Below are 22,977 nucleotides of genomic sequence, written 5' to 3'. Positions count from 1 at the left end.
CGGAGCACCTATTATAAAAGCGAGGGAGCGGTTGTAAATGAAAGCAGACGTTGAAAAGGAAATGGAACAGTTCGTGAATGAAGAACCGGAAATGCCGGCGGTTGTCAGGGAAACATTGGATGCAACATATGCAACAATCCAATCCCAAGCAAAACGGCGGCAAAAGAAATTCGGATGGAAAAAAGCGGCGGTGGCTGCATGCGCTTTCGTTATTGCGGGCGGACTTCTCTTGAATAATGATGAAGTTAGAGCAAAGATTCAAGCGTTCTTTTCTTTCGAAGATCGTGGGATTGAACAAGCAATGTCCAATGGCTTCGGCCAAGAAAATCCAAGTACAGCTGTTGATCAAGAAATTGGAATAACTTTGCAACGCAGTTTTGCAGATGGCAATAAATTAGGATTGAGTTTTTTGGTGGAATTCGTTAAACCATCAATGCTTGAAGCCGGGATTTCAGAAGTGAGTATGGATTTCAGGGTGAAAAATGGCGATGGGGAATATATAGAAGAATTTATACCAGATACAAAGGTTTTGAAGGGAGACGGTGGATATGCATCCGGCTTAGAACAAAATAATCCTGTTCTGAATGAGGAAACCGGAATTGTTCAATATGATGTGGTGTTTAGTTCCAATAGAGGATCCTTCCCGATTTTAAAGGATGCGGTCCTGGAAGTCGAGAGCATTAATATTTTTTATGAAAAGGGTACACTTCAAAAAATTAACGGAGAATGGAACCTGCCTATAGCCAACCAAAACGATAGAAATAATAACCAGTCTGTTGAATATGTCATGGCAGACTCCTCGTCCGGCATTCAGGTTTTGGCAGCTAAGGCGGATCCGACTTCATTCAACTTGAAGTTTGCAGTAGATCAGCTATTTGAGGACGAAACGCCTTTCGTTTTTGCAATGAAACTGATGGATGACAAAGGCAATGAATATAGGAATGACAGCTTTTCGATGGAAGCCGAAAATGGTCAAACAATTATTTCTACTAATTTTCCGATCACTTCTTATGACCAATTTGAAAGAGTACAAATAATTATAGATGGTATAGGTGAAGTCGAGCTGCTTAGAAAATAAGTCGATTACTAATTATGAGAACCCGCTTTCTTGACGTTGTTTCAGGAGGTGGGTTTTTTATTTCGGATGTAGACGTTTCTTACAGTGAAGGAACTATCTATTTTCTAGAAAACTGGAACAAGTCAATAAAGTTTAGTATACTCATGGAAACTATTTTGCATCGGAAGGGGATAGGGTGATGATGGTGGTTGGGTACGAGGAAGGCATCATATATGATTTCAATAAGCTGCATGAACCGATACGGAAGGTTCCGGCAGGTTCGACGGTGACGATTCAGACATACGATTGTTTTCAAAATCAAATTCAATCCGAGCAAACGGAAGTGACTGCGATCGATTGGAATAAAATCAATCCGGCGACAGGACCGCTTTTCATAGAAGGCGCGATGCCAGGCGACGTGTTGAAAGTGAAGATCGAGCGTATCGACATCGGGGAACAAGGCGTTATGGTCGTAGGTCCGGATTTAGGTGTAATGGGGCACGCGTTATCAAAGATGGAATCGAAAATTTTGCCGATTCGCGATGAGCATGTCCAGTTCAACAATCTGCAAATTCCTGTGAATAAAATGATCGGCGTCATCGGCGTAGCGCCTGAAGGAGAAGGTGTGAATTGTGGTACACCTGGCGCGCATGGCGGGAATATGGATAATAAAATGGTGACGGAAGGAGCGACCCTGTACTTCCCGGTATTTGCGGAAGGTGCATTGTTCGCGCTCGGCGATCTGCATGCCGCGATGGGCGATGGCGAAGTGAGCGTATCGGGCGTTGAAGTGGCAGGGGAAGTGACTGTGACGCTTGATGTCATCAAAGGCGTGGCCTTGCGCCATCCGATGCTGGAGAATGAAGAAGTGTTCTCTCAAATTGTATCCGCTCCGACGCTAGACGAAGCTGCAAAAACGGCTGCGGTCGGAATGATCGAACGTATTGCAGATAAGTCATCTCTTCCAGTAAGCGAAGTGACAATGCTCATGAGCGCAGTCGGACAATCGGAAATTTGCCAAATCGTCGACCCGCTCATGACAGCAAGATTCGTCGTGCCGAAATGGGTACTGGATCAGTTAGGGGTCACGTTTTTTGAATAAAACAAGAAAGAATATTTTTGGTGCCTGTGCAGCATACTATTCAGTTTATAAACTACAATTGCATGTGGAAATACAAAACTTCAACCAAATCAATCATTGGTTGGAGTTTTCTTGTATTTATATTCATCTTGTTGAATTGTCATAAATGCACCATGCACAGGCACCTTGTTTTCTCATTGTTTGTTATCATTCCGCCGCTCAGTTTGGGCTTTCGCGTCAAAGTCTTCCGCGAATTCCTGGGTGCGGTTTTCGCCGGGATTATTCGTATTGCTGTTTGTGTTGTGTGCCTCTTTGTACGTGTCAAAGCTATTATGCGTTCTCTCATTCATCGTCTTTTTATTGTTTTTGTTCACCGACTTCTCACCTCCTACACGTACTATGCACGTCTGCGAAAGAAGTATACGCTGCTATCCGCAATGAAAAGAAGGAATTGGAAATGGATGCGAAATGAATTATGATGTCATCATAATTGTGAAGGGGTAGTGGAAAAAAAGATGCCAATGACCAAACAAGCGAAAGGATTTGGTCATTGGCATCTATTCATTTTGCTTGCTCAATGCGTAGCACATCGGCTTTTGTTTCTAATATTTCTTTTGTTAAGATCAGCATCTTTCGATCGACTTGTTTTATTTCTTCACTAAGTTTGTCTTCAGTTACATCAATTCGCTTCATCACTTTCTTGTGATTCGAATCGACGGTTGATTGTAAATCCTTCAATTCACTTCGAGTTTCCTTCAATTCACTCCGAGTTTCTTTCAAATCACTTTCAATTCCTTTCACAAGCAAGGATAATTCCGAGATCGCTTGTAAAATTACATTTTGATTAATGGATTCGCTCATTTTTCACACCTCCTCTCATAACTTTTATATGCCTATTATACCCGATTTCGACAAGAGCTGCAGTCCATTTTCACATCTATAAAGAAGGATAATTGCACTTCCGCATAGAAATAAAGAAGGAACGACAGAAAAAAGGAGGATGAGACAGTCTGTATAAGATTATAGAATAATATAAGACCTATCATTTTATTATAAAGATTGATGTGATTATAGGGGGATTAGATAAAATAGTACTCTGTAGGCTAAATTGTAGTTTTGTTTAGTTGTAAACTCCAAGAAAAGCGGGCGAACAAAGCTAAGAAGATCATTGGGGAGTTGTTAGAGAATGATTCTATCGAAGAAAATCAGACTCCGACCGACTAAGGAACAAGAAGAACAGTTATGGAAGTCTGTGGGTACTGCCAGATGGGCGTATAATTGGGCCTTAAACAGACAACAAGAAAACTTTAAGCAGGGAAAAAAGTTTATCTCTAATAATGATTTGCGGAAAGAACTGACAGATCTGAAACAAACAGAAGCATTTAAATGGTTATTTGGTGTTTCAAACAATGTTACAAAACAAGCTATAAAGGATGCTTGCAACGCCTTTCTAAGGTTTTTTAACGGTAAGGCGAGGTATCCTACATTCAAAAGTCGAAAGAAGTCTAAACCGTCTTTTTACAATGACAATGGTAAATTGGAGGTGAAAAAGAACCTTGTTTTGATTGAAAAAGTGGGTTGGATAAAAACTAGTGAACAGATTCCTATAGGCGTAACATATACCAATCCGAGAATCAGCTTTGACAATAAATATTGGTATATCTCCGTAGGAATCGAACAGGAATTTGAACAGCTCGAACTAACCGATGAAATTGTTGGAATTGACTTAGGGATTAAAGAGTTAGCGGTTTGTTCCAACGGTCAAGTATTCAAGAATGTCAACAAAACGAAAGAAATAAGAAAGAACGAGAAACGCTTGCGTAGGTTGCAACGAAGTGTTTCTCGCAAATACGAAATGAATAAGGAGGGAAACCGTTTCGTCAAAACAAGCAACATTATAAAACTCGAAAAAGAGATACAACACCTGCACAGACGATTGGCAAACATCCGAAACAATCATATTCACCAAGCAACGAACGCTATCGTGAAAACCAAACCAAGCACCGTTGTAATGGAGAATTTGAATGTAAGTGGTATGTTGAAAAATCGCCATCTTTCAAGAGCAATTGCTAACCAAAGATTCCGTGAGTTCATTCGCCGAATGAAATACAAGTGTGAAAAATATGGAATTGAATTCATTCAAGCTGACCGTTTTTACCGGTCTTCCAAAATGTGTTCATCATACGGAACGATTAAGAACAATTTAAAACTGTCTAACCGCGTGTATTCATGTGAATGTGGCTTGAAGTTGGATCGGGATGTGAATGCATCATTGAATTTGGCGGGCTATGGAAGATTAACAGTATAGTCACCATCAAGACACTGTTAATATGTAGGGATCGTTGTACCCGAATTTACGCTTGTGGACTGTTAGACCAAACGAAAGTAACTTCGGCAAAATCGGACAGGGTGAAGCAAGAATAAAACATACTTTATAGAGTTTTATAAGGTTTTGGCAACGGAAGAGAACATGACAGTTGAACAGTTTTTGGAGGAGCAAAACAAAGCAATCAAGGACTTGCATATGACGAGCGCCAGCAACTCTTGGATGGCGGCAACAACAGGGGAAGATGAATGGAATCAAAAGACAGCGGAGGCGCAAACGGCATTCAATACGTACTTGGCAAATTCGGATCGATTCGAGCAAGTGAAGACGTATCTCGCGCAAGATGATTTGACGGCAGTGCAGCGACGCCAGCTCGAAAGCCTTCGTACAGGCATGGCAGGAAAGCAGATTCCGGAAGCAGATTTAAAGGAAATGGTGGAACGTTCGACGGAATTGATCGGCATCTTCAATACATTCCGCGCGACAATTGATGGGAAACCCGTGTCGGAAAATGATGTACGGCAACTATTAATCAAAAGCAATGATAACGCTGAACGCGAAGATGCGTGGCATGCGAGCAAGCAGATCGGAAAGGAAGTCGAGGAAAAGCTATTGACCCTCGTAAAAAAACGGAACGAAGTCGCGCGTTCACTCGGCTTTGAAAACTATCACCAAATGAGTTTCGAGCATCAGGAATTGGACAGGGATGAAGTCTTTTCGATCTTTCATAAGCTGAAAGACCTTTCCGATGAACCGTTCCGTGAAATGAAGCATGAGATGGACAGCGAATTGGCGGAGCGCTTCGGCATTTCAATTGATGAGCTTCGGCCTTGGCATTATGCCGATCCGTTTTTCCAAGAGGCACCGCCTTCCAAGGAGTTGGACTTGGACCCATTCTATGAAGGAAAAGATCTTGAGCAATTAACAATTGAAACGTTCAAAAGCATGGGCATGGATATTACAGATATGTTGGCGAACAGCGATCTTTATCCGCGTGATAAAAAGAACCAGCATGCGTTTTGTACGGATATTAACCGGGAAGGCGACGTCCGCGTGCTATGCAATAATGTACCGTCTGACTATTGGTCTGTCACGATGCTGCACGAGTTTGGCCATGCGGTTTATTTCAAATATGTCGATCCGACACTTCCGTACTTGCTACGAACGTGCGCGCATACATTGACGACGGAAGCAATCGCAATGCTATACGGACGTTTCGGTAAAAATCCGGCGTGGCTTCACCAGTTTTTAGGGTTGGATCAAGCCCAAGTGGAGGAGCTGACGCCGCTCATCGAGGAATCGCTGCGCAGGCAAATGCTCATCGCGGGCCGCTGGATCATGGCGTTCACGTTCTTCGAGCGCGAGCTATACGAAAATCCGGATCAGGATTTAAACAAGCTTTGGTGGAAGATCGTGCGGGACGTTCAATTCGTGAATCCGCCGGAAAACGTCGACTACCCGCATTGGGCGGCGAAAATCCATTTCACGCTCGTTCCGGTGTACTATCAAAACTATCTGCTCGGCGAATTGACGACGTCGCAATTGCATTCTTATGTTGAAAACAACATTTCAAAGGACATGTTCACACAAGAAGTGGGTATGTATTTGGTGGAGGAGTACTTCAAGCCAGGGGCGCTCTACCCGTGGAATGAAAAGATTGAGAAAGCGACAGGAGAGAAGCTGAACCCGCAATATTTCATTGATCAATTCGTAACAAAAGTGCTTGTGTAAATAAAAGCATGCCGAACAAGATTAGAAAATCCCGTTCGGCATTCTTTATCTTTTTTTCTTTTTCCCTAAGTCAGCGGCAGCTAATTTCTTTTTATCCACAACTTTTTCGAACTCGACAAACACATAATAGACGTTTTCTTTTATTTCCTCGATCCTTATCACTTTGCCTTTTCGCCCTTTAATCGTTACATTGTCATCGACGGAGGGGATATTCCGGAGCACTTGATTGAGCACGTAGTTGTTATTTTCGTAGAAATGAATGGCATACATAATTCGAATCTCCTTTAGTAGTATGATAGTTAGAATCCATTCATTTTATGTTTTGCATGCGGATTTAGAACAAAGGACTTTTAGCAAGCCATGTCGAATAAAGGATATAACGGAACAAAGGGAGTGGTATAGATGAAGCTTGCGGAGGCATTGATTGCACGCGCGGATTTGCAGAAAAGGAACGAACAGCTGAAAAGGCGGATCAGCGTGAATTTGAAAATCCAAGAGGGTGAAAAGCCTGCGGAAGATCCGAATGCAATGCTGGCGGAGCTTGAAGGCAATATGAAAGAATTAACGTCATTGATTCAGCGGATTAATAAAACCAATTGCTCCGTCCAATTCGATGACACGCGGACGCTTGCCGACGCATTGGTCGAGCGCGACCAGAAATGGGACAAGCGGTTGATCCTATCAAAGATTGCAGAGGAAGCATCGATCCGAAACGACCGCTATAGCCGAACTGAGATCAAGATCATGAGCACTGTCGATGTTTCGGTAATCCAAAAGCAGGTCGACCAATTATCGAAAGAGTTCAGGGAGATGGATACAAAGATTCAAGGAATGAATTGGAGCATTGATTTGTTGTAAACGGGCGTGCCCGGAAATGTGACGCAACTAGATTTATTTGCAAGTCGGTAGCTGCATCGCAAAGGTGAGTACAAACCCGCCAACTGGGCAAGTTGGACTAATGGTAGGTAGATGGGGCTATACCAATCGGTTCAAATCCGTCATGAACAACTGAAGCCCAGTACCGTGACATGAGTACAAGTAGAATGTAATTGTAACGACCGTGTACTAATTTGCGAAGGCAGTGAGGGTGGGGTTGGGGGCTTGATTGTTTATGAAAGCATTTATAGAAGTAAAAATCGTACTATTTGCTATTTCATCTTAGGTCTGTTATTCTTAAGAAGAATTATTTTTGTTCTTTTTCAGATTAAGAATAGATTTTGTTATTCGTCTAAAGTATTTGAACAAAGATAGTAACACATTGTGTGGAGATCCGCACGAGGAGGCAACAAAAATGGAACAAGGTACAGTTAAGTGGTTCAACGCAGAAAAAGGTTTTGGTTTCATCGAGCGTGAAGGTGGAGAGGACGTATTCGTACACTTCTCAGCAATCCAAGGCGACGGTTTCAAAACTTTAGACGAAGGTCAAAGTGTAACATTTGAAATTGAACAAGGACAACGCGGCCTACAAGCTACAAACGTTCAAAAAGCTTAATAAAGCTTGCAAAAGACCCTACATGTAGGGTCTTTTTTGTTTTAGCTATACTCATCATTGTGTAAGGCGAGGAATACCCGCTCCTCATCACTTTTTCTCTTCCTTTACAATTGATCGGATAATATGAATAGAATTCCATTCGCCGAATGAAAAATAGGTAATCGGGTATTTTTTAGGGAAAAGCCGTGCATGGATTTCACGCACTTCGTACCCTTCCTTTCGCAAGGCAACGGTCTTCTCCTGAAGCTCTTCTAAATACGCAAGTTTCTTCTGCAGCGCCATACGTCCGTCCTTCACATATCCCGCATGGCAGCAAAACATTTCCCCGAAATCATACGACAACGTCTTTTCAATGGAGGTGATGATGGTAGGAATACTTTCCTCACGTAAAATGACTTTCGTTTTTGGATGCACATATAGGTCTCCGGAAAAGAGTTGCCCCGTCTCCTTGTTCAGAAAGGATAGATGATCTTGTGCATGTCCCGGTGTTGCAATTACGGTCCAATTCGCGTTTCTCGAACGGAATGTGTCCCCGATTGGCTGCGCTTCAAAAGGGCGTCTTCTTCCCCAGAAAAACTGCCTGTAAAAGGGATAGTCCGCTCGTTTGGCGCATTCCTCAATGGACATTTCATTCATGAAAATAGGTAGATGATGTTCAGTTTGCAAATAGTTTGCGCCCCCGGTATGGTCCTCATGGGCATGCGTAATGACGACTTGATCAACGTCGGCTTGCGCAAAAAATGATTTAAATTCCTTCGCCAATGTTTGGGAACCGGTATCAATCAGCACCCCATCCGTTTCAAAGCAATGTACATTCAGTTTTACGTTGTTGAAACGGACGACTCCATTTACAAATCGGACATTGCTGACTTCATCTTGGTTTGATTTCGTATTCAAGAACATGAGCTTCACCCCTTATCGTCATACGATTCGCTTACTAGTAGACTACCATAATATGAATGATTATTCATTCATTACCGAAAAATCTTTTAAATAAAGGATTTTTGCTAGCTAACATCGAATACAGTAGCAAAAAGGGGGATGCCATATGTCAATTGGAGTAGACTATTTACGCGTCGTTCGGGAACGGTTTGAAGTATTGAAAGGGCAAGGCGAAAAGACATTTGCCCAATTACGTGAAGAAGACTTTCACTGGATACTGAATGGCGCGTCGAACAGCATCGCGGTCCTTATTCAGCATATAAGCGGAAATATGGTGTCGAGATGGACGAATTTCCTGACGACGGACGGTGAAAAGCCGGACCGGAACCGGGATGGGGAATTCGAAACGAAACGGATGTCCAAGGCGCAGCTGCTGGTTTGTTGGGAAGATGGCTGGCGCGTATTTTTGGATACACTGGAAAGTTTGAATGAGCAAGACTTGGAAAAGATCGTTCATATTCGCGGTCAGGCGCATTCCGTTATCGATGCGATTGAACGGCAGATGGCGCACTACGCCGCTCATATCGGCCAAATACTGTTCATTGGAAAACAGATCAAAGGAGAGCAATGGGAGAACCTGAGCATTCCGAAGGGGAAGTCGGATGCGTACACAAATGCGATGAATGGCAAGTGACGGAAGCGAAGATGATGTGCCTGTGAGATGGTGAGAGGTCGCCATTTCACAGGCGTTTTTGCTAAGCTCATTTATTTGCTCAAGGGCTCAGTTAATCGCACAGGGGCTCCATTCTTCACACAAAACCTCCCGCAAATCCCTTTCGCAGCAGAAAAATCCTCAATATGTATATGTTCCACCGACCAATGGGAATCCTGCCTTCAGTACATAGTACAGGAGGACATGATATGAACAGTCAAAGCAATGAAAAATTACCTGAACATCCGGCGTCATTTTGGAGAACGAGTGTTGACTTTCCGGCCTTTCCGAATTTAGAGGAAGATCTCGAAGTGGACGTCATTATCGTTGGTGCCGGCATCACCGGCATTACGTCTGCGTATTTATTGGCTCAGGAAGGCCTGAAAGTTGCGGTCATTGAAGCGGATAAGGTGTTGAACGGGACGACGGGGCATACGACGGCGAAAATTACGGCGCAGCATGATTTGATTTACGATGAATTCATTCAAAACATGGGGCGGAATACGGCGAGACTGTATTATGAAGCGAATATGGATGCATTGGCATTCATTAAGAAAACGGTTGAGGAGCATCAAATCGACTGTGATTTGACGAGTGTGGATGCATATATTTACTCCGTCACCGAGAAATATGCAGACAAAATTAAGAAGGAAGCGGATGCCTATACAAGGCTTCAAATCGAAGGCGGATTGGTCGACAGCATCCCTTTTGACATTGACGTGAAGAATGTCCTTGTCATGAAGAATCAAGCTCAGTTCCATGTGACAAAATATTTGGTGCATCTCATTGCTTTATTCAAGGAGAAAGGGGGACGGATTTTTGAAGATACCGTTGCCGTCAATATTGAAACGGGCGAGCGTCCTGTCGTGCTGACGCGCAATGAAAAACGGATTACCGCCAAGCATGTGTTGATTTGCACGCATTTTCCGTTTTATGAGGGAACCGGTCTTTATTCTACAAGAATGTATGCAGATCGTTCGTATGCGCTTGCTGTGAAGTCAAAAAAAGAATTCCCTTCAGGTATCTTCATTAGCGCGGATGAACCGACCCGCTCTTTCCGGTCTGTTATGGACAACGGCGAGGAGCTGGTGCTCATCGTCGGGGAGAATCATAAAACCGGTCAAAGTGAAGTAGAGACGATGGAGCATTACAAGGCACTCGAGCAGTTCGGTGAAGAGGTTTTCGGCCTCGAGAAGATTGTGCAACGGTGGTCGGCGCAGGATTTGGTCACATTGGATAAACTACCTTATATCGGCGAAATCACGTCAGGAAATCCGAATATCCTGATTGCGACGGGCTTCCGGAAATGGGGAATGTCTAACGGAACGGCCGCTGCACTGCTTTTCCGTGATATGGTTACCGGGAAAGATAGCGTGTTTCAAAAACTCTATACACCATCCCGCTTTTATGCACATCCAAGTTTGAAAAACTTCCTCGTTCAAAACGCGAACGTTGTCGGGCAATTGATCAAAGGGAAGCTTGATTCGCCAAAAACGAATCCCGATGAGTTAGCTAAAGGAGAAGGCGCGGTCGTTACATTGGATGGTCATCGGAAAGGCGCGTACCGGGATGATGATGGGAAAATCCACATTGTCGATACGACGTGCACTCATATCGGTTGCGAAGTCGAATGGAACAACGGCGACCGGACGTGGGATTGCCCGTGCCATGGATCCCGGTTTACATTCACGGGTGAAGTGATCGAAGGACCGGCGGAAAAACCGTTGCAACGTTATGACTATAAAATGATCGACAATTTAACCTCTGAGGATTCCGGATACTGAAGGAAAACGACCCATCCTGGCCGAGCTGGATGGGTTGTTTCATGAATTCTTTGCGCAATGGCCCATATTTTCCACAAGGGTCCATTCTTCTCGCTTCAAGGTCCATTCTTTTTCACAATCCCCTTGAATCTCTCCGATACACACTAGGTGTAAATCGTTTCCACTCTTCCTCCAACTCTGTCCAATCAACAATTTTCCACGGGTTGAAAGACGTCTGTCCATTTTTATTGAAAAACAACTGTCCGTCGATGCAATAAGCGGCGTGTTGAACGTTTCCATTTTCGTCAACCCAGACGACTGCGTCTCCCGCTTGAAATTTGTCTTCAACTTTCGAGAACGAAGCTTGCGTCAGCTTTTGCATAAACGTGTCGCCGTGGATCCATTCGTGAATGATCCATTCTTCCAGATGCGGCTCAGAACTAATGGCAAATAACGTTGCGGAGAGGCAATTGGCACCTGGCTCTGTAGAAAATGTATTTGCATAGTTGGTCAAATGGGAAGGCGTCGATGCAGGTGGTTGCAATGATGTCCATTCATCGTATTGCTGCGCAGTTTTGTAGACAATATCTTCTTTGATGGAAGCGGGTAGTTTCACCCACATCTTCCTTTGTAAAACACCGATCTTTTCGCCGTTTAAATTTAAAACATAGTCCTCCGGAAATGAATGCTGGTCGGACAACAACGAGAGCGGGCCGACTAACCCTCTTCCTAATTCATGTTGAAGCGTGAATAGTTCACGTCTATTGTCGTCGGGAAGAGAGGTGATCCATTCGGGCTGAGCGACAATGACGAACGCAGCTTCCTTTGAAATCATCCAATACATATAGCTATTCACTAGTTGAATGCCATTGTAAGAGGAATGAGTAAAAAACTCTGATTTTGGAAAGACCAATGTTCCTAGCAACTCATTTTGGAATGAAGATACATCATTCGTTCGCAGGAAAAACAAATCCTTTTCAGGTATGTAGTTTTCAATCCAATGATCTAGCTGTTGTTGAGTAGGCTTTATCTTGATATTCATATCTGTACACCCCGTGACTGAAATTTTTGTCTCTTCTCATAGTAACCTACCGATACTGAATCTTCCATTCTTTTAAGAAAGTTGTAGAGGGATTTCTGCGCTTACATCGAATACATAGAAGAGTGAAATCAATTGGGGGTGATGGATTGACGTTTGAGGATTTGGTAAATGAGACAGGTTATTGGATTTCATTTGAACAGGTGAGTGTCCCTCAAAGCGAAGGGGTGAATTTGCGATTCATTGTGAATAAAGCGAAGGAAGGTTGGCATCTACGAGTTCATCCCCAACCTGACACGGACGTGACGACTTACCAAATCGATTTTCCGTATTATGTTACGTTTTTAGTGGCAGTAGACGTTTATACACGTTGGAATGATCGGGAAACGTTCAGAGGGGATGCGTTTCGCATTTATTCGGAATCACCCTTCATGGAGTATTTAGAGAAGGATTTTCTGTCGCCTACTATGACGGCTATTGATTATCCGGGCAAGGAACCGACACTATATGGGGTGGCATGCAATGATCATATTGTATATGTAGTGTCCTACGTCGATCCGATTGTTAAGGAAATCAATTTTGAAGATGAAAGGAATGTAACGGAGATGAATACAACCATAACAACAAAAATGAAAATCAATAAACCTGCAAGTGAGGTATTCGAAGCAATCGTCACCCCTGAGAAATTGGGCGGCTACTGGTTTTCCTCAGGTACGAGCAGAGTCGAACAAGGGAAGACAATCACTTGGAAGTATGAGGAATATGGGGCCGAAGGGAATATCCATGTCTTGAAAGTTGAGGAGAATAAGGAAATTGTCTTCTCTTGGGGAGAAACGACGGTCACGATGGCATTCCTAGAAACGGATGAAGGTACACTTATTGAAGTGAGCGAAGCCGGCTTGAAAGCGGATGACCCCGAAATTGTCAATAAGATGCTGGGCCAAAAAGAGGGCTGGGTGTATATGCTGACGTGTTTGAAGGGGTATGTCGAAAATGACATTACAACGTTGAGAGCTTCGTTGGTTCATTGAAGGGGATGAGGAAATGAAGACATTGCAGGAGAAGATAGAATCTCGATTGAAAGATGCAAAGGGGATATGGTCGGTTTCTGTGGAAGATTTGAATGAAGGGACCTCGTTTTCATTGAATGGAAACGAGCTTTTTTACGCGGCAAGCATCATTAAGGTGCCCATCATGGCGGCCGTATTTGCTGTGGCGGAGGAAGGGAACATCCGATTAGGCGATCGTTTGCTGTTGCGAAGGGACGATATCGTCGGCGGCAGCGGTGTATTGCAGTTCATGTCGCCCGGCATTGAGTTGCCGATCTATGATTTGCTGACGCTGATGATTATCCAAAGCGATAATACGGCGACGAATATGCTGATGGATTTGATCGGAATGGAAAAGATCCAGGCTGTCATGAACGGGCTGGGGATGGAGCGAAGTGAGATTCATCATAAATTGATGATTGCCCAGACGAATCGAGTCAATAGCAATGAAATAACGGCAACTGATGTAAATGCATTATTGACGCGGATTGTCCGTGGAGAATGCGTTTCGCTGCATGCTTCCGAGCAGATGATCCGTATTATGAAACAACAGCAGCTTTCGAACGGTTTGATTGACAGCTTGCCTGTTAAAAATAATCTGATCATCGGTGCAATCCCAGATTGGGAGTTTGCCGGGAAGGGCGGTAGTGTGGAAGGGATTCTGCACGAGTGTGCGATTTTGTATGCGCGTGGGCGTTGTATAGCGGTAACCGTGCTGTCTAAAGGGTGTTCGGAAGATGAGGCGCGGAAGACGATTGCGCAAATCGGAAGTGAAGTATATTTGTATGCCAGATGAAGATGATTCCTTATCTGGTTTTTTCATTTCCAATATCATAAAAAGCATTGAATTGTAGTCATTCGGTGATAAAGTCGTCTGAGTCGGTGATAACAAATTTAACGCCCATCTCCATGGACATTTGCCCATAGGATTCCTGCAAACTAAATGCGTTATGCGTGATTATTGGAGCTTATGCGTGTGTACAGCGATTTATGCGCATATTTGCGAAGTTATGCGCGAATTTCTGGTTTTATAGACTTTTGCAGCGATTTATGCGTGAAAGTACGGACTTATGCGTTTCTGTGCGTGAGCGCCGGATAATGCGGCGAGAAAAGAGGGAATCGATGGAGTGTGGCGAACTAACGTTAGTATGAAAAGTAAATGGGGGAATGAAAATGGGGGAAACAGTAGCGGTAACGCCGATTGATACGTACGGGCAGGAATATATCGAGAAGCATTTGATTCCGGGGGCAATGATTGGTATTGAAGTGGGTGGACAGCGCATATATGAAAAAGGGTTCGGCTATCGGAATGTAGCGCAGCAACTGCCAGTGACGGGGGATACGGTATTTGGGATTGCTTCGATGACAAAGTCATTCACGAGTGCGGGCATCATGAAGCTTCAGGAAACGGGGAAGTTGTCGGTGCATGACAAGATCGTCGATTACTTGCCAGAGCTGAAGGCATCCGGCGGTCCGATCGAGCGGATTACGCTCCATCATCTGATGACGCATACAGCCGGGTATCCGCCGCTTGCGACGCATGTGTATGCGCGGAAAAACAGTATTGAGCAGGACCCTTCCGTGAAGGATTATGGATTGGATTTGTTGAGCAATCCGGGGCCGCATATCGAGACGTATGACGAGATGCTTGCGTTCATGGCGACAGACGATTTTGAATGGCTTGGCGAACCGGGGCAGTTTTACAGTTACTCGAATGATTCATATGGACTGCTTGGTGTTATCATCAGGAGGGTGAGTGGACAGCCTTATGAGGAATTCATTGAGGACAACATTTTGAAGCCTGCGGGTATGAAAAACAGCTTTTTCGCAATGGAGAGATTGGACGAAACTGAAGCTGCAACAACTCTTTACATGAAAGCGAAAGATGGTTCTCGCGTCTATGAAGCGCCGCTTTGGTGGGATGCGCCGTCGATGCGCGCGGTCGGTTATTTGAAGTCGACAGCAAATGACATCCTCCGTTATTTGGAAATGTATTGGAATGAAGGCATTGTCGGTGGGGAGCGGATTTTATCGAAGGAAAGTGTCGCGCAGATGATTCATCCGCATGTCGAATACGAGCCGGGGAGATGCTACGGCTACGGTCTTCGGATCGTTCCCGATTATTTCGGCTCTACGTTAATCAGCCATGGCGGCGGATTGAAAGGTGTTTCTTCTTACATGTGCGCGATCATTGAGAAGAAGAAGGCGGGCGTGATTCTGACGAATGTTTCGGATGTCCCGGCAGGCGATTTGCTTATGAGCGCGATGAATACCACAGAGGGCAGAGAAGTAGATGCTTCCTCCTCAACGTATGAAGTCCGGCAAATTGATGCGGAGGAGCTGCAGAAGTTTGTAGGTTCCTATATTTCCAGCGAGGGGATGAATGTGAAAGTGGGACTGGATGAAGGCAAGCTCACGATAGAGTCGAATGAAGTGTGCAGGGCGCTGAAATGTATAGGGGAAAACTTTTTTATTGATGAAGATGAGGATGAAGGCATTTTGCAGTTCATTGGAAATCCGAATGGAGAGATTGAGCGGATTGTCTATGGCGGCAGGCACATCATGAAGGAAATCGTTTAACGAGTACAGGTCTTTCACAGTCATGTGAGGGACCTTTTTTCGTCTTCTTAAGCAAACATACCTTTCTAGGGGAATGTCATGGGCAGGGCTCATTTACTTACATAGAATAACAGCATCAAGGTTTTTGGAGGTGTTGGGCATGTCGAATGAAGTCGGTGGCGGCACAGGGTATGGAAACGGTTTTACATTGATTGTCGTTTTGTTTATTTTATTGATCATTGTTGGAGCAGCGTTTTTGGGCGGAGAATATTGTTAAGTTAGATTTTTACGTAAATAAATTTACGGAAAATGCATAAAAAACAAAATGTAGAGAAGGACACAGTTGTGTTCTTTCTCTTTTTTTATGTACTAATTTTGTCAATTATTCTGTCGGGTTTTATGTTATTATAGGCAAGTTGGAAAAATACTATATGACATTTTCATTATTATCCGACATATCCAGGTGCATTGACGAGGATTTTGTTTCGTATATAAACACCTGATTTGTCGAATAACTAAAGTGATTACCGTTACGTTTTTCCGGGAAGATACAAGAAAATGGCATTGGATGCTCCATACTACAGTTCATGCATCTAGAGAGGGGGAAACCGCTTTGAAATTCCTTTTATTCATTGCGGCGTTACTTGTTATTCTTTTCCTTGCATACATAGTAAGCAATGGTAAAAAGAAGATTAAAGTAAAACCGGTTGTGACGATGATCGTCTTGCAGCTAGTCTTTGCTTTCATCCTGTTGAATACGGAATTTGGCCTGATCGTCATCAAAGGCGTGTCGAATGTATTCGATCATCTTTTAGCATATGCCAAGGAAGGGATCGACTTTGTATTCGGTGGAATGGAAAACGATGGCATGAGCACGTTCTTCTTGAATGTTTTATTGCCGATTGTCTTCATTTCAGCGCTCATCGGGATTTTTCAATACTTGAGAATACTTCCGTTCATTGTCCGGTGGCTAGGGGCTTTGTTGAGTAAAGTGAACGGACTCGGGAAATTGGAATCTTTCAATGGAGTCGCTTCGGCGATTTTTGGGCAGTCCGAAGTGTTCATCTCCGTTAAAAAACAGCTTCCGCATATTCCGAAGCATCGACTATATACGATGTGCACGTCGGCCATGTCGACGGTCTCCGCTTCGATTCTAGGTGCCTATATGACGATGATCGAGCCGAAATATGTCATTACGGCGCTCGTCTTGAATTTATTCGGCGGATTCATTATTGCGAATATCATTAATCCTTATGAAGTGTCTCCTGAAGAGGATATTATCGAAAATGTGAATGAACGTAAGCAGTCCTTCTTTGAAATGCTAGGCGAGTATATTATGGATGGTTTTAAAGTCGCGGTCATCGTTGGCGCCATGCTGATCGGTTTTGTCGCATTGATTGGCATGGTCAACAGTATTTTCGAAGGGGCTGTCGGCATCAGCTTCCAGACTGCATTAGGATATGTATTTGCACCATTTGCATTCATCGTAGGCGTTCCGGCATCGGAAGTGGTACAAGCAGGAACAATCATGGCGACGAAACTATTGACGAACGAATTCGTGGCGATGATGGACTTGGCAGAAATTACGTCATCCTTATCTAGCAGGACGGTCGGCATCATTTCCGTATTCCTCGTGTCATTTGCAAACTTCTCTTCAATCGGCATCATTTCAGGAGCGGTTAAAGGTTTGAATGAAGAGCAAGGGAATACCGTTGCTAAATTTGGTTTGAAATTGCTCTACGGGGCAACGTTGGTCAGTTTATTGACAGCGGCAGTTACTGGAATCATGTTGTAAAGGGAGTCCCTGGTGAGGGCTCTCTTTTTTGCATTCAGTTCCCTTCAATGGAAGTGAGGGTGTCGAAGCGCTATTATGGAATGGAAGCAATAAGACTGACTACAACCATTGGAGTGAGTGGAATTGATAAATGAGGTAGCGAAGAGATTCAATGGCATTCCGCTGTCGATCCTCGATTTAGCGATGATCAATGAAGGTAGTGACGCAGGACATTCGTTCAAAAACAGCATCGATCTTGCCCGGCATGCCGAAAAATGGGGATTCAACCGGTTCTGGCTTGCCGAACACCATAATATGCCTGGCGTCGCAAGCTCGGCGACGTCCGTCATCATCGGTCATGTGGCAGGTGCGACGGAGACGATTCGTGTAGGTGCAGGCGGCGTCATGCTCCCGAATCATGCTCCGCTCGTCATCGCGGAGCAATTTGGCACGCTTGATGCATTATATCCTGGCAGAATCGATCTTGGGCTTGGCCGGGCTCCCGGCAGCGACCAGGCAACGGCGTATGCACTGCGCCGGACGTTGCAAAGCAACGGCAACGATTTCCCTGATCAGCTAGACGAACTGCGCGGCTATTTCAAGCATGATCCTACTGCGCGTGTCCGCGCGTTTCCGGGGGAAGGGCAGGATATTCCGATCTGGCTTCTTGGGTCCAGCGATTTCAGTGCGCGGCTTGCTGCGGAACTCGGTTTGCCGTTTTCATTTGCAAGCCATTTTGCACCGACTTATATGATGCATGCGCTGAACCTTTATCATCGTAATTTCAAGCCTTCGAAGGATCTTGAAAAGCCGTACACGATGCTAGGAATAAACATCATCGCAGCTGATACAGATGAAAAGGCGCTTAGGCTTGCAACTTCCCATCAGCAGATGTTCCTGAATCTCAGAAGAGGGATCACGACGGAGTTTACGCCGCCTCTCGATGATGTCGATGCTGTTTGGTCGGATCTTGAAAAAGGGGCTGTTGCCGAGTTATTGGATTGGCCATCGATGATTGTTGGCAGCCCTGAAACGGTTAAGAGGAAATTGGAAGCGTTCATGGAGATGACGAAGGCGAATGAGTGCATTATCAGCTCGGGAATCTTCAACCATGCAGACCGCCTCCGCTCCTATGAAATCGTCGCTGAGTTGATGGAATGATAAGCTTGTGTTTTGAATAAAATAGCCAAGTATCGGTTGGAAACCCCGATGCTTGGCTTTTTCATATGCTCCTTCTTTTCTCATGCTGATCGATCAATCTTGTCCCGACGAGGTCGCCTGTTACATTCACGGCGGTTGCCCCCATCCCTACAAGTGCATCGATGGCAGTCAGCAACGCCACCGCCTCCATCGGCAAGCCGAGTTGGACGAACACGGTTGCAATCATGACAATTCCAGCGCCGGGAACTCCGGCCGTTCCGATAGAGGCGAGTGTGCCAATCAACACGACCATCAACATTTCGGAAATCGTGAGTGGTGTGCCGGCGACATTGGCGGCAAAAACGGCGGAAACGGCTATGCGGATCGCTGCTCCATCCATATTGATAGTTGCACCGAGCGGCAAGCTGAAGCCGTATAAACTTTTTGAAACCCCCATTTTTTTTGCCGCATCCAATGTAAGGGGCAATGTGCCCGTGCTGCTTTGCGTGACAAATGCAGTGATCATCGGCGTGCGTGCATACTTGAAGAAATAACCGGGTTTGATTCCGAAAAGAAGTAGGAAAATGACATACAGCACGATGTGTACGAGGAGCGCAATGTAAAAGACGCCGATCATGCCGCCCAAAGAGAGAAGCGTATCGACCCCTTGGCTGCCGACCGTATTCGCGATGATTGCGAAAATACCGATTGGCACGTATTGAAGAATGGCTTTCAAAATGAGCATGGATGCTTCATTCAAAGCTGTAATGGTCGTCAATAACGAATCGCCCAGCCCGACATATTTCTCCGAGGAGCGCATGACGGAAATTGCAATGCCGAACGCCAGCGCTGTGAAAATGATGCCAAGCAAATTCATTTCCGTAAATGCAGTGACGATATTGGAAGGTACAATATTGAGCATAACTTGGACGATGCCGGGATTGTCCGGGACGTCGAATGTTTCATTGCCGGTGAGATGCATTCCCGTGCCGGGCCGCAAAATGCCGGCGACAACAAGACCGACGACAATCGCAAGCGCTGAAGTGACAGTGTAGTAGATGAAAACTTTGCTGCCCATACGTCCCAAGTTGACGATATTCGTCTGATTCACCCCGACGATAAGTGTGAATAAAATAAGTGGGATAATCAAAAAGGTAAGCAATCGGAGAAGCAGATCACCGAGCGGTGCCAAGAAGGCGGTTTGTTCCCCCAGTAGGAAACCTGCAAGAATCCCAAGAACTAAGGCGACCGAAATTTTTAAAATTAATGAAGCCCGAAAATATGCTGTAAAAATGCTTTTCATGACGACGCCTCCTTTTTAGAACTGCAAGTATTGAAGGAATTCTGAATTCTACGTTAATACAGTGTGGCCGGTGTGTCAAAATACATGCTTTGAAAAAGGGATGTGACAGCAAGACGTCGAAAGAGTAGGAAAGGAGGGAGTTGCGTATGGTCCAAGTGAAGGAACGAAAGCTGGTGGAAGAGCAAGTGGAACAGGAGCTGCAAGAGCAAGTGCAAGTTGAAAGTGGTGCAGGCCGGAAAGAATTCAGGGAGGCTCCTGTAACGACGCTGTTTAAGAAATTCGGCAATAATAAGGACGTATCGCTCGTTTTCGGGGAACCGATTGAAGTCGGCTTGACGAAAGTGGTGCCCGTTGCGAAATTGAAGTATGGATTCGGCGGTGGTGGTGATGGAGCGGGTGCTGATGGCGGCGGTGGAGGCTTTACAGTTAAACCCGTCGGCGTCTATGAAATTACGCCCGACCGGGTAAGATTCAAATCGACACGGAGCGGTGTGCAAATCATCGGAACGGTGTTACTGTCAGGACTATTTTTCTTCTTAGGCAGGAATTCATGTAAAAAACGGTGAATGAAAAGGACTCTCTGTCGGCGAGAGTCCTTTTCCATTCCTATTGACCGGCGCCTTTCCGGAAGGAACCGATGACGAAACCGAGAGCCCCGAATACAATGGCGGGGACAATCCAGCCGAGCCCTTCTTCGTAAAGGGGCAAATAGTCGAGCACGTCGGCGAAAGGTGCAATCGGCAGACCGAATGCCTTCAGCATATCGAAAAATCCGACAATTCCAGCGGCAGATAGCGCAAATAAATACACTTCCCTGCGGCCCTTGAACCAGTTATGAAAGAAACTGATCGTAATTAAGACGATCGCAAGTGGGTAAATCCCGACGAGCACAGGCAATGTAATCGAAATTAATTGCGTAAGTCCGATATTGGCAATCAATGTGCTGAAAATGCAGACGATCAGCACAACCCATCGATACGTAAGCTTCGGGAATGAATCAGAGAAAAAGGCGGCGCATGATGAAACGAGACCGACGGAAGTTGTCAGGCAAGCAAGGAACACAGCCGCGCCTAGCAGAACTTGTCCAGTCGTCCCAAGCAGCGAATAGGCGAGTTGTGTTAACACTTCTCCGCCGTTTGCCGCATTCGGTGCGACGAGGCGACTCGTTGTGCCGAGATAGGCGAGTCCAACGTACACGAGACAAAGCCCGACAACAGCGATGATGCCCGACTTCATCGTAATAGCGGCAACCGTTTTCCGGTCCGAAATGCCCTTCGCCTTAATCGCATTGATGACGATGATGCCGAACACAAGCGCCGCAATAGCATCCATTGTCAAATACCCTTCGATGAATCCGTTGATGAAAGGATTGTGGATATAGGGTTCCTGCGGTGGTCCACTCGTTCCCGCGGGCTTGATGATGCCGACGGTGACGATGAAGGCGACGAGGGCCAGAAGAATCGGAGTCAGTACATTCCCGAATCGGTCGACCAATTTATTCGGCTTCAAGGAAAGCCAAGCGGTGATCGCGAAAAAGAGGACTGTGAATAAAAGCAATGCTATCCTTTCCGCTGAATCGGAAAGGAAAGGGGCCAACCCCATTTCAAATGAAACCGTTGCCGTTCGCGGAACGCCAAAAAACGGGCCGATCGCCAAATAGACGAGGATTGTGAAAACAAGGCCGAACATAGGATGCGCCTTGCCCGCGAGATCCCTCAACTGGCTGCCGCTCATAGCGACTGCCACAACACCGAGAAATGGAAGCCCGACGCCAGTTATGAGAAACCCTGCAATCGTGATCCATACATTATCCCCGGCGAGCTGACCGACCAATGGCGGAAATATCATATTGCCGGCGCCAAAGAATAGCGCAAACATCAATAATCCTAACTTTAACGTTTCCTTATTCGAAAAATCATTCATAACGATTCCCTCCGACATTCAAAAAGCGCATAAACTCATGGAAATATGCATAAATGGCGATAATCCCGTATAAATCGCAATAATCACGCATAAATCCCCAAAAAGGTCCATAAACGGAATTAATCACGCATAAATCTTCATAAAACCCCATAAATCGAGTTTACCATAATTGCTCTCTCACCTTTACCGAAAATCCGTAAAAAGGGAAAAATTATTAATTTCTGATAATGGTCTATTTACAAGTTCGAAAGTATGTTACTATTCAGAAGAGAATATTATTTTATGCAGATGCAGTGGAACGAGGAGGAGAAGAGATGTTGAATGTAACGGAGAACCGATTTGCCAATTACCCTCAGCAACCGCATGGGGGAAAACTGGTGGACAAAGTGTTGACGGGGACGGAAAGGGAAGAGGAGCTGGAAAGGGCAAGACTGCTGCCTTGCATCATGGTCGATTTGGAAGCGGTCATTACGCTGGAAATGATTGCGACAGGCGTTCTGTCTCCGAATGAAGGATTCATGAATGAAGTTGACTATAAGTCAGTGTTGAATGAAGGCCGCTTGGCAAACGGTACGGTTTGGCCGGTTCCGCTCAGCTTCGCACCGATCGGCAGCCGGAACAAGGAAGTCATCAAAACGCTTTCCGTGGGGGACGAAGTAGCGCTTTCCGATGAACAGAACGAGCCTGTAGCAATTTTAAAAATCGAAGACATTTTTGACTATGATAAAGACTATCGGGCTTCTCATCTATTCGGCACGACCGATCGGAATCATCCGGGTGTGGACGCGATCTTCAGGCGAATGGGCGATGTCGCATTGGGAGGGCCGATCCGGTTATTGCGACGTGTTGATTGGGGACCGTTCGAAAAGCTTCGGTTGGAGCCGAAAGATACGTGGCATGAATTTTATGAGGTGAAGAAATTCCGGTCCGCAGCTGGGTTTATCACAGGGGCAAATCCTTTGCATCGGGGTCATGAATACATCCATAAAAACGCCTTGGAAGAAATCGATGGCCTGCTCCTCCAGCCGCTAGTCGAGATGGCGAAGCGCGAATATACCCGCCATGAATTCCGGATGCTGTCGTATCGGAGCGTGCTGGAGACGTATTATCCGAAAGGACGGTCCATCCTCGCGCCACTCCGGGGGA

The 22,977-nt window shown here is 45.2% G+C and carries 22 protein-coding genes and 2 pseudogenes; 17 read left to right on the top strand and 7 right to left on the bottom strand.

The window, feature by feature from the left end; translation table 11 throughout:
* Positions 1-37 precede the first annotated feature (37 nt).
* Together AWV70_RS06740 and AWV70_RS06735 are read left to right on the top strand one after the other, a co-directional pair.
* Positions 38-1,078 (top strand): DUF4179 domain-containing protein, encoded by a 1,041-nt coding sequence (locus AWV70_RS06740; protein WP_060205472.1) that lies wholly within the window; start codon positions 38-40, stop codon positions 1,076-1,078.
* Positions 1,079-1,259: 181 nt separating this feature from the next.
* Positions 1,260-2,159 (top strand): acetamidase/formamidase family protein, encoded by a 900-nt coding sequence (locus AWV70_RS06735; RefSeq protein ID WP_414714823.1) that lies wholly within the window; start codon positions 1,260-1,262, stop codon positions 2,157-2,159.
* A gap of 173 nt (positions 2,160-2,332) precedes the next feature.
* Here AWV70_RS06735 and AWV70_RS06730 read toward each other — a convergent pair whose 3' ends face one another.
* Together AWV70_RS06730 and AWV70_RS06725 are read right to left on the bottom strand one after the other, a co-directional pair.
* Entirely contained in the window at positions 2,333-2,512 is a 180-nt protein-coding gene (locus AWV70_RS06730; protein ID WP_060205468.1) for a hypothetical protein, read from the bottom strand.
* A gap of 187 nt (positions 2,513-2,699) precedes the next feature.
* Positions 2,700-2,999 (bottom strand): hypothetical protein, encoded by a 300-nt coding sequence (locus tag AWV70_RS06725; RefSeq protein ID WP_060205467.1) that lies wholly within the window; start codon positions 2,997-2,999, stop codon positions 2,700-2,702.
* A gap of 246 nt (positions 3,000-3,245) precedes the next feature.
* Between AWV70_RS06725 and AWV70_RS24385 the strand changes: the two are divergent.
* The 3 genes and pseudogenes from AWV70_RS24385 to AWV70_RS06715 form a co-directional block, all read left to right on the top strand.
* Positions 3,246-3,362, top strand: a pseudogene (locus tag AWV70_RS24385) (IS607 family transposase); the annotation flags it as partial.
* Positions 3,325-4,446 carry an RNA-guided endonuclease InsQ/TnpB family protein gene (locus AWV70_RS06720; RefSeq protein WP_060205464.1) on the top strand — a complete coding sequence of 374 codons (1,122 nt, stop codon included), beginning with the start codon at positions 3,325-3,327 and terminating at the stop codon, positions 4,444-4,446. The pseudogene AWV70_RS24385 and the gene AWV70_RS06720, both read left to right, overlap by 38 nt.
* A 162-nt stretch (positions 4,447-4,608) precedes the next feature.
* Positions 4,609-6,195, top strand: coding sequence for a M2 family metallopeptidase (locus tag AWV70_RS06715; RefSeq protein ID WP_060205506.1), 1,587 nt, complete (start codon positions 4,609-4,611; stop codon positions 6,193-6,195).
* 45 nt (positions 6,196-6,240) lie between these two features.
* On the opposite strand, the gene AWV70_RS06710 is transcribed toward AWV70_RS06715, so the two are convergent.
* Positions 6,241-6,465 carry a hypothetical protein gene (locus tag AWV70_RS06710; protein ID WP_060205462.1) on the bottom strand — a complete coding sequence of 75 codons (225 nt, stop codon included), beginning with the start codon at positions 6,463-6,465 and terminating at the stop codon, positions 6,241-6,243.
* Positions 6,466-6,597: 132 nt separating this feature from the next.
* Between AWV70_RS06710 and AWV70_RS06705 the strand changes: the two genes are divergently transcribed.
* Complete coding sequence (locus AWV70_RS06705; RefSeq protein WP_060205460.1) at positions 6,598-7,053, top strand: DIP1984 family protein; 456 nt, start codon at positions 6,598-6,600, stop codon at positions 7,051-7,053.
* 433 nt (positions 7,054-7,486) lie between these two features.
* Positions 7,487-7,687 carry a cold-shock protein gene (locus AWV70_RS06700; RefSeq protein ID WP_060205458.1) on the top strand — a complete coding sequence of 67 codons (201 nt, stop codon included), beginning with the start codon at positions 7,487-7,489 and terminating at the stop codon, positions 7,685-7,687.
* 87 nt (positions 7,688-7,774) lie between these two features.
* Here AWV70_RS06700 and AWV70_RS06695 read toward each other — a convergent pair whose 3' ends face one another.
* Positions 7,775-8,590: an MBL fold metallo-hydrolase gene (locus AWV70_RS06695; RefSeq protein ID WP_060205456.1), complete on the bottom strand. Its 816-nt coding sequence runs from the start codon at positions 8,588-8,590 to the stop codon at positions 7,775-7,777.
* Between the two features lie 145 nt (positions 8,591-8,735).
* Between AWV70_RS06695 and AWV70_RS06690 the strand changes: the two genes are divergently transcribed.
* Together AWV70_RS06690 and AWV70_RS06685 are read left to right on the top strand one after the other, a co-directional pair.
* Positions 8,736-9,263: a DUF1572 family protein gene (locus tag AWV70_RS06690; protein WP_060205454.1), complete on the top strand. Its 528-nt coding sequence runs from the start codon at positions 8,736-8,738 to the stop codon at positions 9,261-9,263.
* A 227-nt stretch (positions 9,264-9,490) separates the two neighbouring features.
* Positions 9,491-11,065, top strand: coding sequence for an FAD-dependent oxidoreductase (locus AWV70_RS06685; RefSeq protein ID WP_060205452.1), 1,575 nt, complete (start codon positions 9,491-9,493; stop codon positions 11,063-11,065).
* A gap of 112 nt (positions 11,066-11,177) precedes the next feature.
* Here the strand turns inward: AWV70_RS06685 and AWV70_RS06680 are convergent, their stop codons facing one another.
* Entirely contained in the window at positions 11,178-12,086 is a 909-nt protein-coding gene (locus tag AWV70_RS06680; RefSeq protein WP_060205450.1) for a hypothetical protein, read from the bottom strand.
* Between the two features lie 602 nt (positions 12,087-12,688).
* Between AWV70_RS06680 and AWV70_RS06675 the strand changes: the two genes are divergently transcribed.
* The 6 genes from AWV70_RS06675 to AWV70_RS06655 all read left to right on the top strand — a co-directional run bounded on the left by AWV70_RS06675 (position 12,689) and on the right by AWV70_RS06655 (position 18,626).
* Positions 12,689-13,114 (top strand): SRPBCC family protein, encoded by a 426-nt coding sequence (locus AWV70_RS06675; RefSeq protein ID WP_060205504.1) that lies wholly within the window; start codon positions 12,689-12,691, stop codon positions 13,112-13,114.
* Between the two features lie 13 nt (positions 13,115-13,127).
* Positions 13,128-13,928, top strand: coding sequence for a serine hydrolase (locus tag AWV70_RS06670; protein WP_060205447.1), 801 nt, complete (start codon positions 13,128-13,130; stop codon positions 13,926-13,928).
* A gap of 377 nt (positions 13,929-14,305) precedes the next feature.
* Positions 14,306-15,712, top strand: coding sequence for a serine hydrolase domain-containing protein (locus tag AWV70_RS06665; RefSeq protein WP_060205445.1), 1,407 nt, complete (start codon positions 14,306-14,308; stop codon positions 15,710-15,712).
* 139 nt (positions 15,713-15,851) lie between these two features.
* Positions 15,852-15,968 (top strand): YjcZ family sporulation protein, encoded by a 117-nt coding sequence (locus AWV70_RS22830; RefSeq protein ID WP_082713504.1) that lies wholly within the window; start codon positions 15,852-15,854, stop codon positions 15,966-15,968.
* A 336-nt stretch (positions 15,969-16,304) separates the two neighbouring features.
* Positions 16,305-17,486, top strand: coding sequence for a NupC/NupG family nucleoside CNT transporter (locus AWV70_RS06660; protein ID WP_060205443.1), 1,182 nt, complete (start codon positions 16,305-16,307; stop codon positions 17,484-17,486).
* 123 nt (positions 17,487-17,609) lie between these two features.
* The gene (locus AWV70_RS06655; RefSeq protein ID WP_060205441.1) at positions 17,610-18,626 is read left to right on the top strand and encodes an LLM class flavin-dependent oxidoreductase; all 1,017 of its coding nucleotides are present in this window, start codon (positions 17,610-17,612) and stop codon (positions 18,624-18,626) included.
* Between the two features lie 61 nt (positions 18,627-18,687).
* On the opposite strand, the gene AWV70_RS06650 is transcribed toward AWV70_RS06655, so the two are convergent.
* Positions 18,688-19,908: a dicarboxylate/amino acid:cation symporter gene (locus AWV70_RS06650; RefSeq protein WP_060205439.1), complete on the bottom strand. Its 1,221-nt coding sequence runs from the start codon at positions 19,906-19,908 to the stop codon at positions 18,688-18,690.
* A gap of 146 nt (positions 19,909-20,054) precedes the next feature.
* Here AWV70_RS06650 and AWV70_RS06645 point away from each other — a divergent pair, with 146 nt between their 5' ends.
* Positions 20,055-20,474 (top strand): hypothetical protein, encoded by a 420-nt coding sequence (locus AWV70_RS06645; protein ID WP_060205437.1) that lies wholly within the window; start codon positions 20,055-20,057, stop codon positions 20,472-20,474.
* Between the two features lie 40 nt (positions 20,475-20,514).
* Here AWV70_RS06645 and brnQ read toward each other — a convergent pair whose 3' ends face one another.
* Positions 20,515-21,831 (bottom strand): branched-chain amino acid transport system II carrier protein, encoded by a 1,317-nt coding sequence (gene brnQ, locus AWV70_RS06640; RefSeq protein WP_060205436.1) that lies wholly within the window; start codon positions 21,829-21,831, stop codon positions 20,515-20,517.
* 314 nt (positions 21,832-22,145) lie between these two features.
* Here brnQ and AWV70_RS06635 point away from each other — a divergent pair.
* A pseudogene (locus AWV70_RS06635) lies at positions 22,146-22,977 on the top strand (sulfate adenylyltransferase); the annotation flags it as partial.

The sequence above is a fragment of the Sporosarcina koreensis genome, assembly GCF_001531445.1.
GTDB classification, from domain to species: domain Bacteria; phylum Bacillota; class Bacilli; order Bacillales_A; family Planococcaceae; genus Sporosarcina; species Sporosarcina koreensis_C.
The sequence above is the reverse complement of the archived record's forward strand: the minus strand, read 5'-3'. Positions and strand labels throughout refer to the sequence as shown.

Bases quoted from the DNA above. Each gene is read 5' to 3' on its own strand.
- AWV70_RS06720 (WP_060205464.1), top strand. From the start codon at position 3,325: ATGATTCTATCGAAGAAAATCAGACTCCGACCGACTAAGGAACAAGAA.
- AWV70_RS06680 (WP_060205450.1), bottom strand. From the start codon at position 12,086: ATGAATATCAAGATAAAGCCTACTCAACAACAGCTAGATCATTGGATT.
- AWV70_RS06705 (WP_060205460.1), top strand. From the start codon at position 6,598: ATGAAGCTTGCGGAGGCATTGATTGCACGCGCGGATTTGCAGAAAAGG.
- AWV70_RS06670 (WP_060205447.1), top strand. From the start codon at position 13,128: ATGAAGACATTGCAGGAGAAGATAGAATCTCGATTGAAAGATGCAAAG.
- AWV70_RS06645 (WP_060205437.1), top strand. From the start codon at position 20,055: ATGGTCCAAGTGAAGGAACGAAAGCTGGTGGAAGAGCAAGTGGAACAG.
- AWV70_RS22830 (WP_082713504.1), top strand. From the start codon at position 15,852: ATGTCGAATGAAGTCGGTGGCGGCACAGGGTATGGAAACGGTTTTACA.
- AWV70_RS06650 (WP_060205439.1), bottom strand. From the start codon at position 19,908: ATGAAAAGCATTTTTACAGCATATTTTCGGGCTTCATTAATTTTAAAA.
- AWV70_RS06695 (WP_060205456.1), bottom strand. From the start codon at position 8,590: ATGTTCTTGAATACGAAATCAAACCAAGATGAAGTCAGCAATGTCCGA.
- AWV70_RS06690 (WP_060205454.1), top strand. From the start codon at position 8,736: ATGTCAATTGGAGTAGACTATTTACGCGTCGTTCGGGAACGGTTTGAA.
- AWV70_RS06725 (WP_060205467.1), bottom strand. From the start codon at position 2,999: ATGAGCGAATCCATTAATCAAAATGTAATTTTACAAGCGATCTCGGAA.
- AWV70_RS06675 (WP_060205504.1), top strand. From the start codon at position 12,689: ATGAATACAACCATAACAACAAAAATGAAAATCAATAAACCTGCAAGT.
- brnQ (WP_060205436.1), bottom strand. From the start codon at position 21,831: ATGAATGATTTTTCGAATAAGGAAACGTTAAAGTTAGGATTATTGATG.
- AWV70_RS06685 (WP_060205452.1), top strand. From the start codon at position 9,491: ATGAACAGTCAAAGCAATGAAAAATTACCTGAACATCCGGCGTCATTT.
- AWV70_RS06700 (WP_060205458.1), top strand. From the start codon at position 7,487: ATGGAACAAGGTACAGTTAAGTGGTTCAACGCAGAAAAAGGTTTTGGT.
- AWV70_RS06715 (WP_060205506.1), top strand. From the start codon at position 4,609: ATGACAGTTGAACAGTTTTTGGAGGAGCAAAACAAAGCAATCAAGGAC.
- AWV70_RS06735 (WP_414714823.1), top strand. From the start codon at position 1,260: ATGGTGGTTGGGTACGAGGAAGGCATCATATATGATTTCAATAAGCTG.
- AWV70_RS06740 (WP_060205472.1), top strand. From the start codon at position 38: ATGAAAGCAGACGTTGAAAAGGAAATGGAACAGTTCGTGAATGAAGAA.
- AWV70_RS06665 (WP_060205445.1), top strand. From the start codon at position 14,306: ATGGGGGAAACAGTAGCGGTAACGCCGATTGATACGTACGGGCAGGAA.
- AWV70_RS06710 (WP_060205462.1), bottom strand. From the start codon at position 6,465: ATGTATGCCATTCATTTCTACGAAAATAACAACTACGTGCTCAATCAA.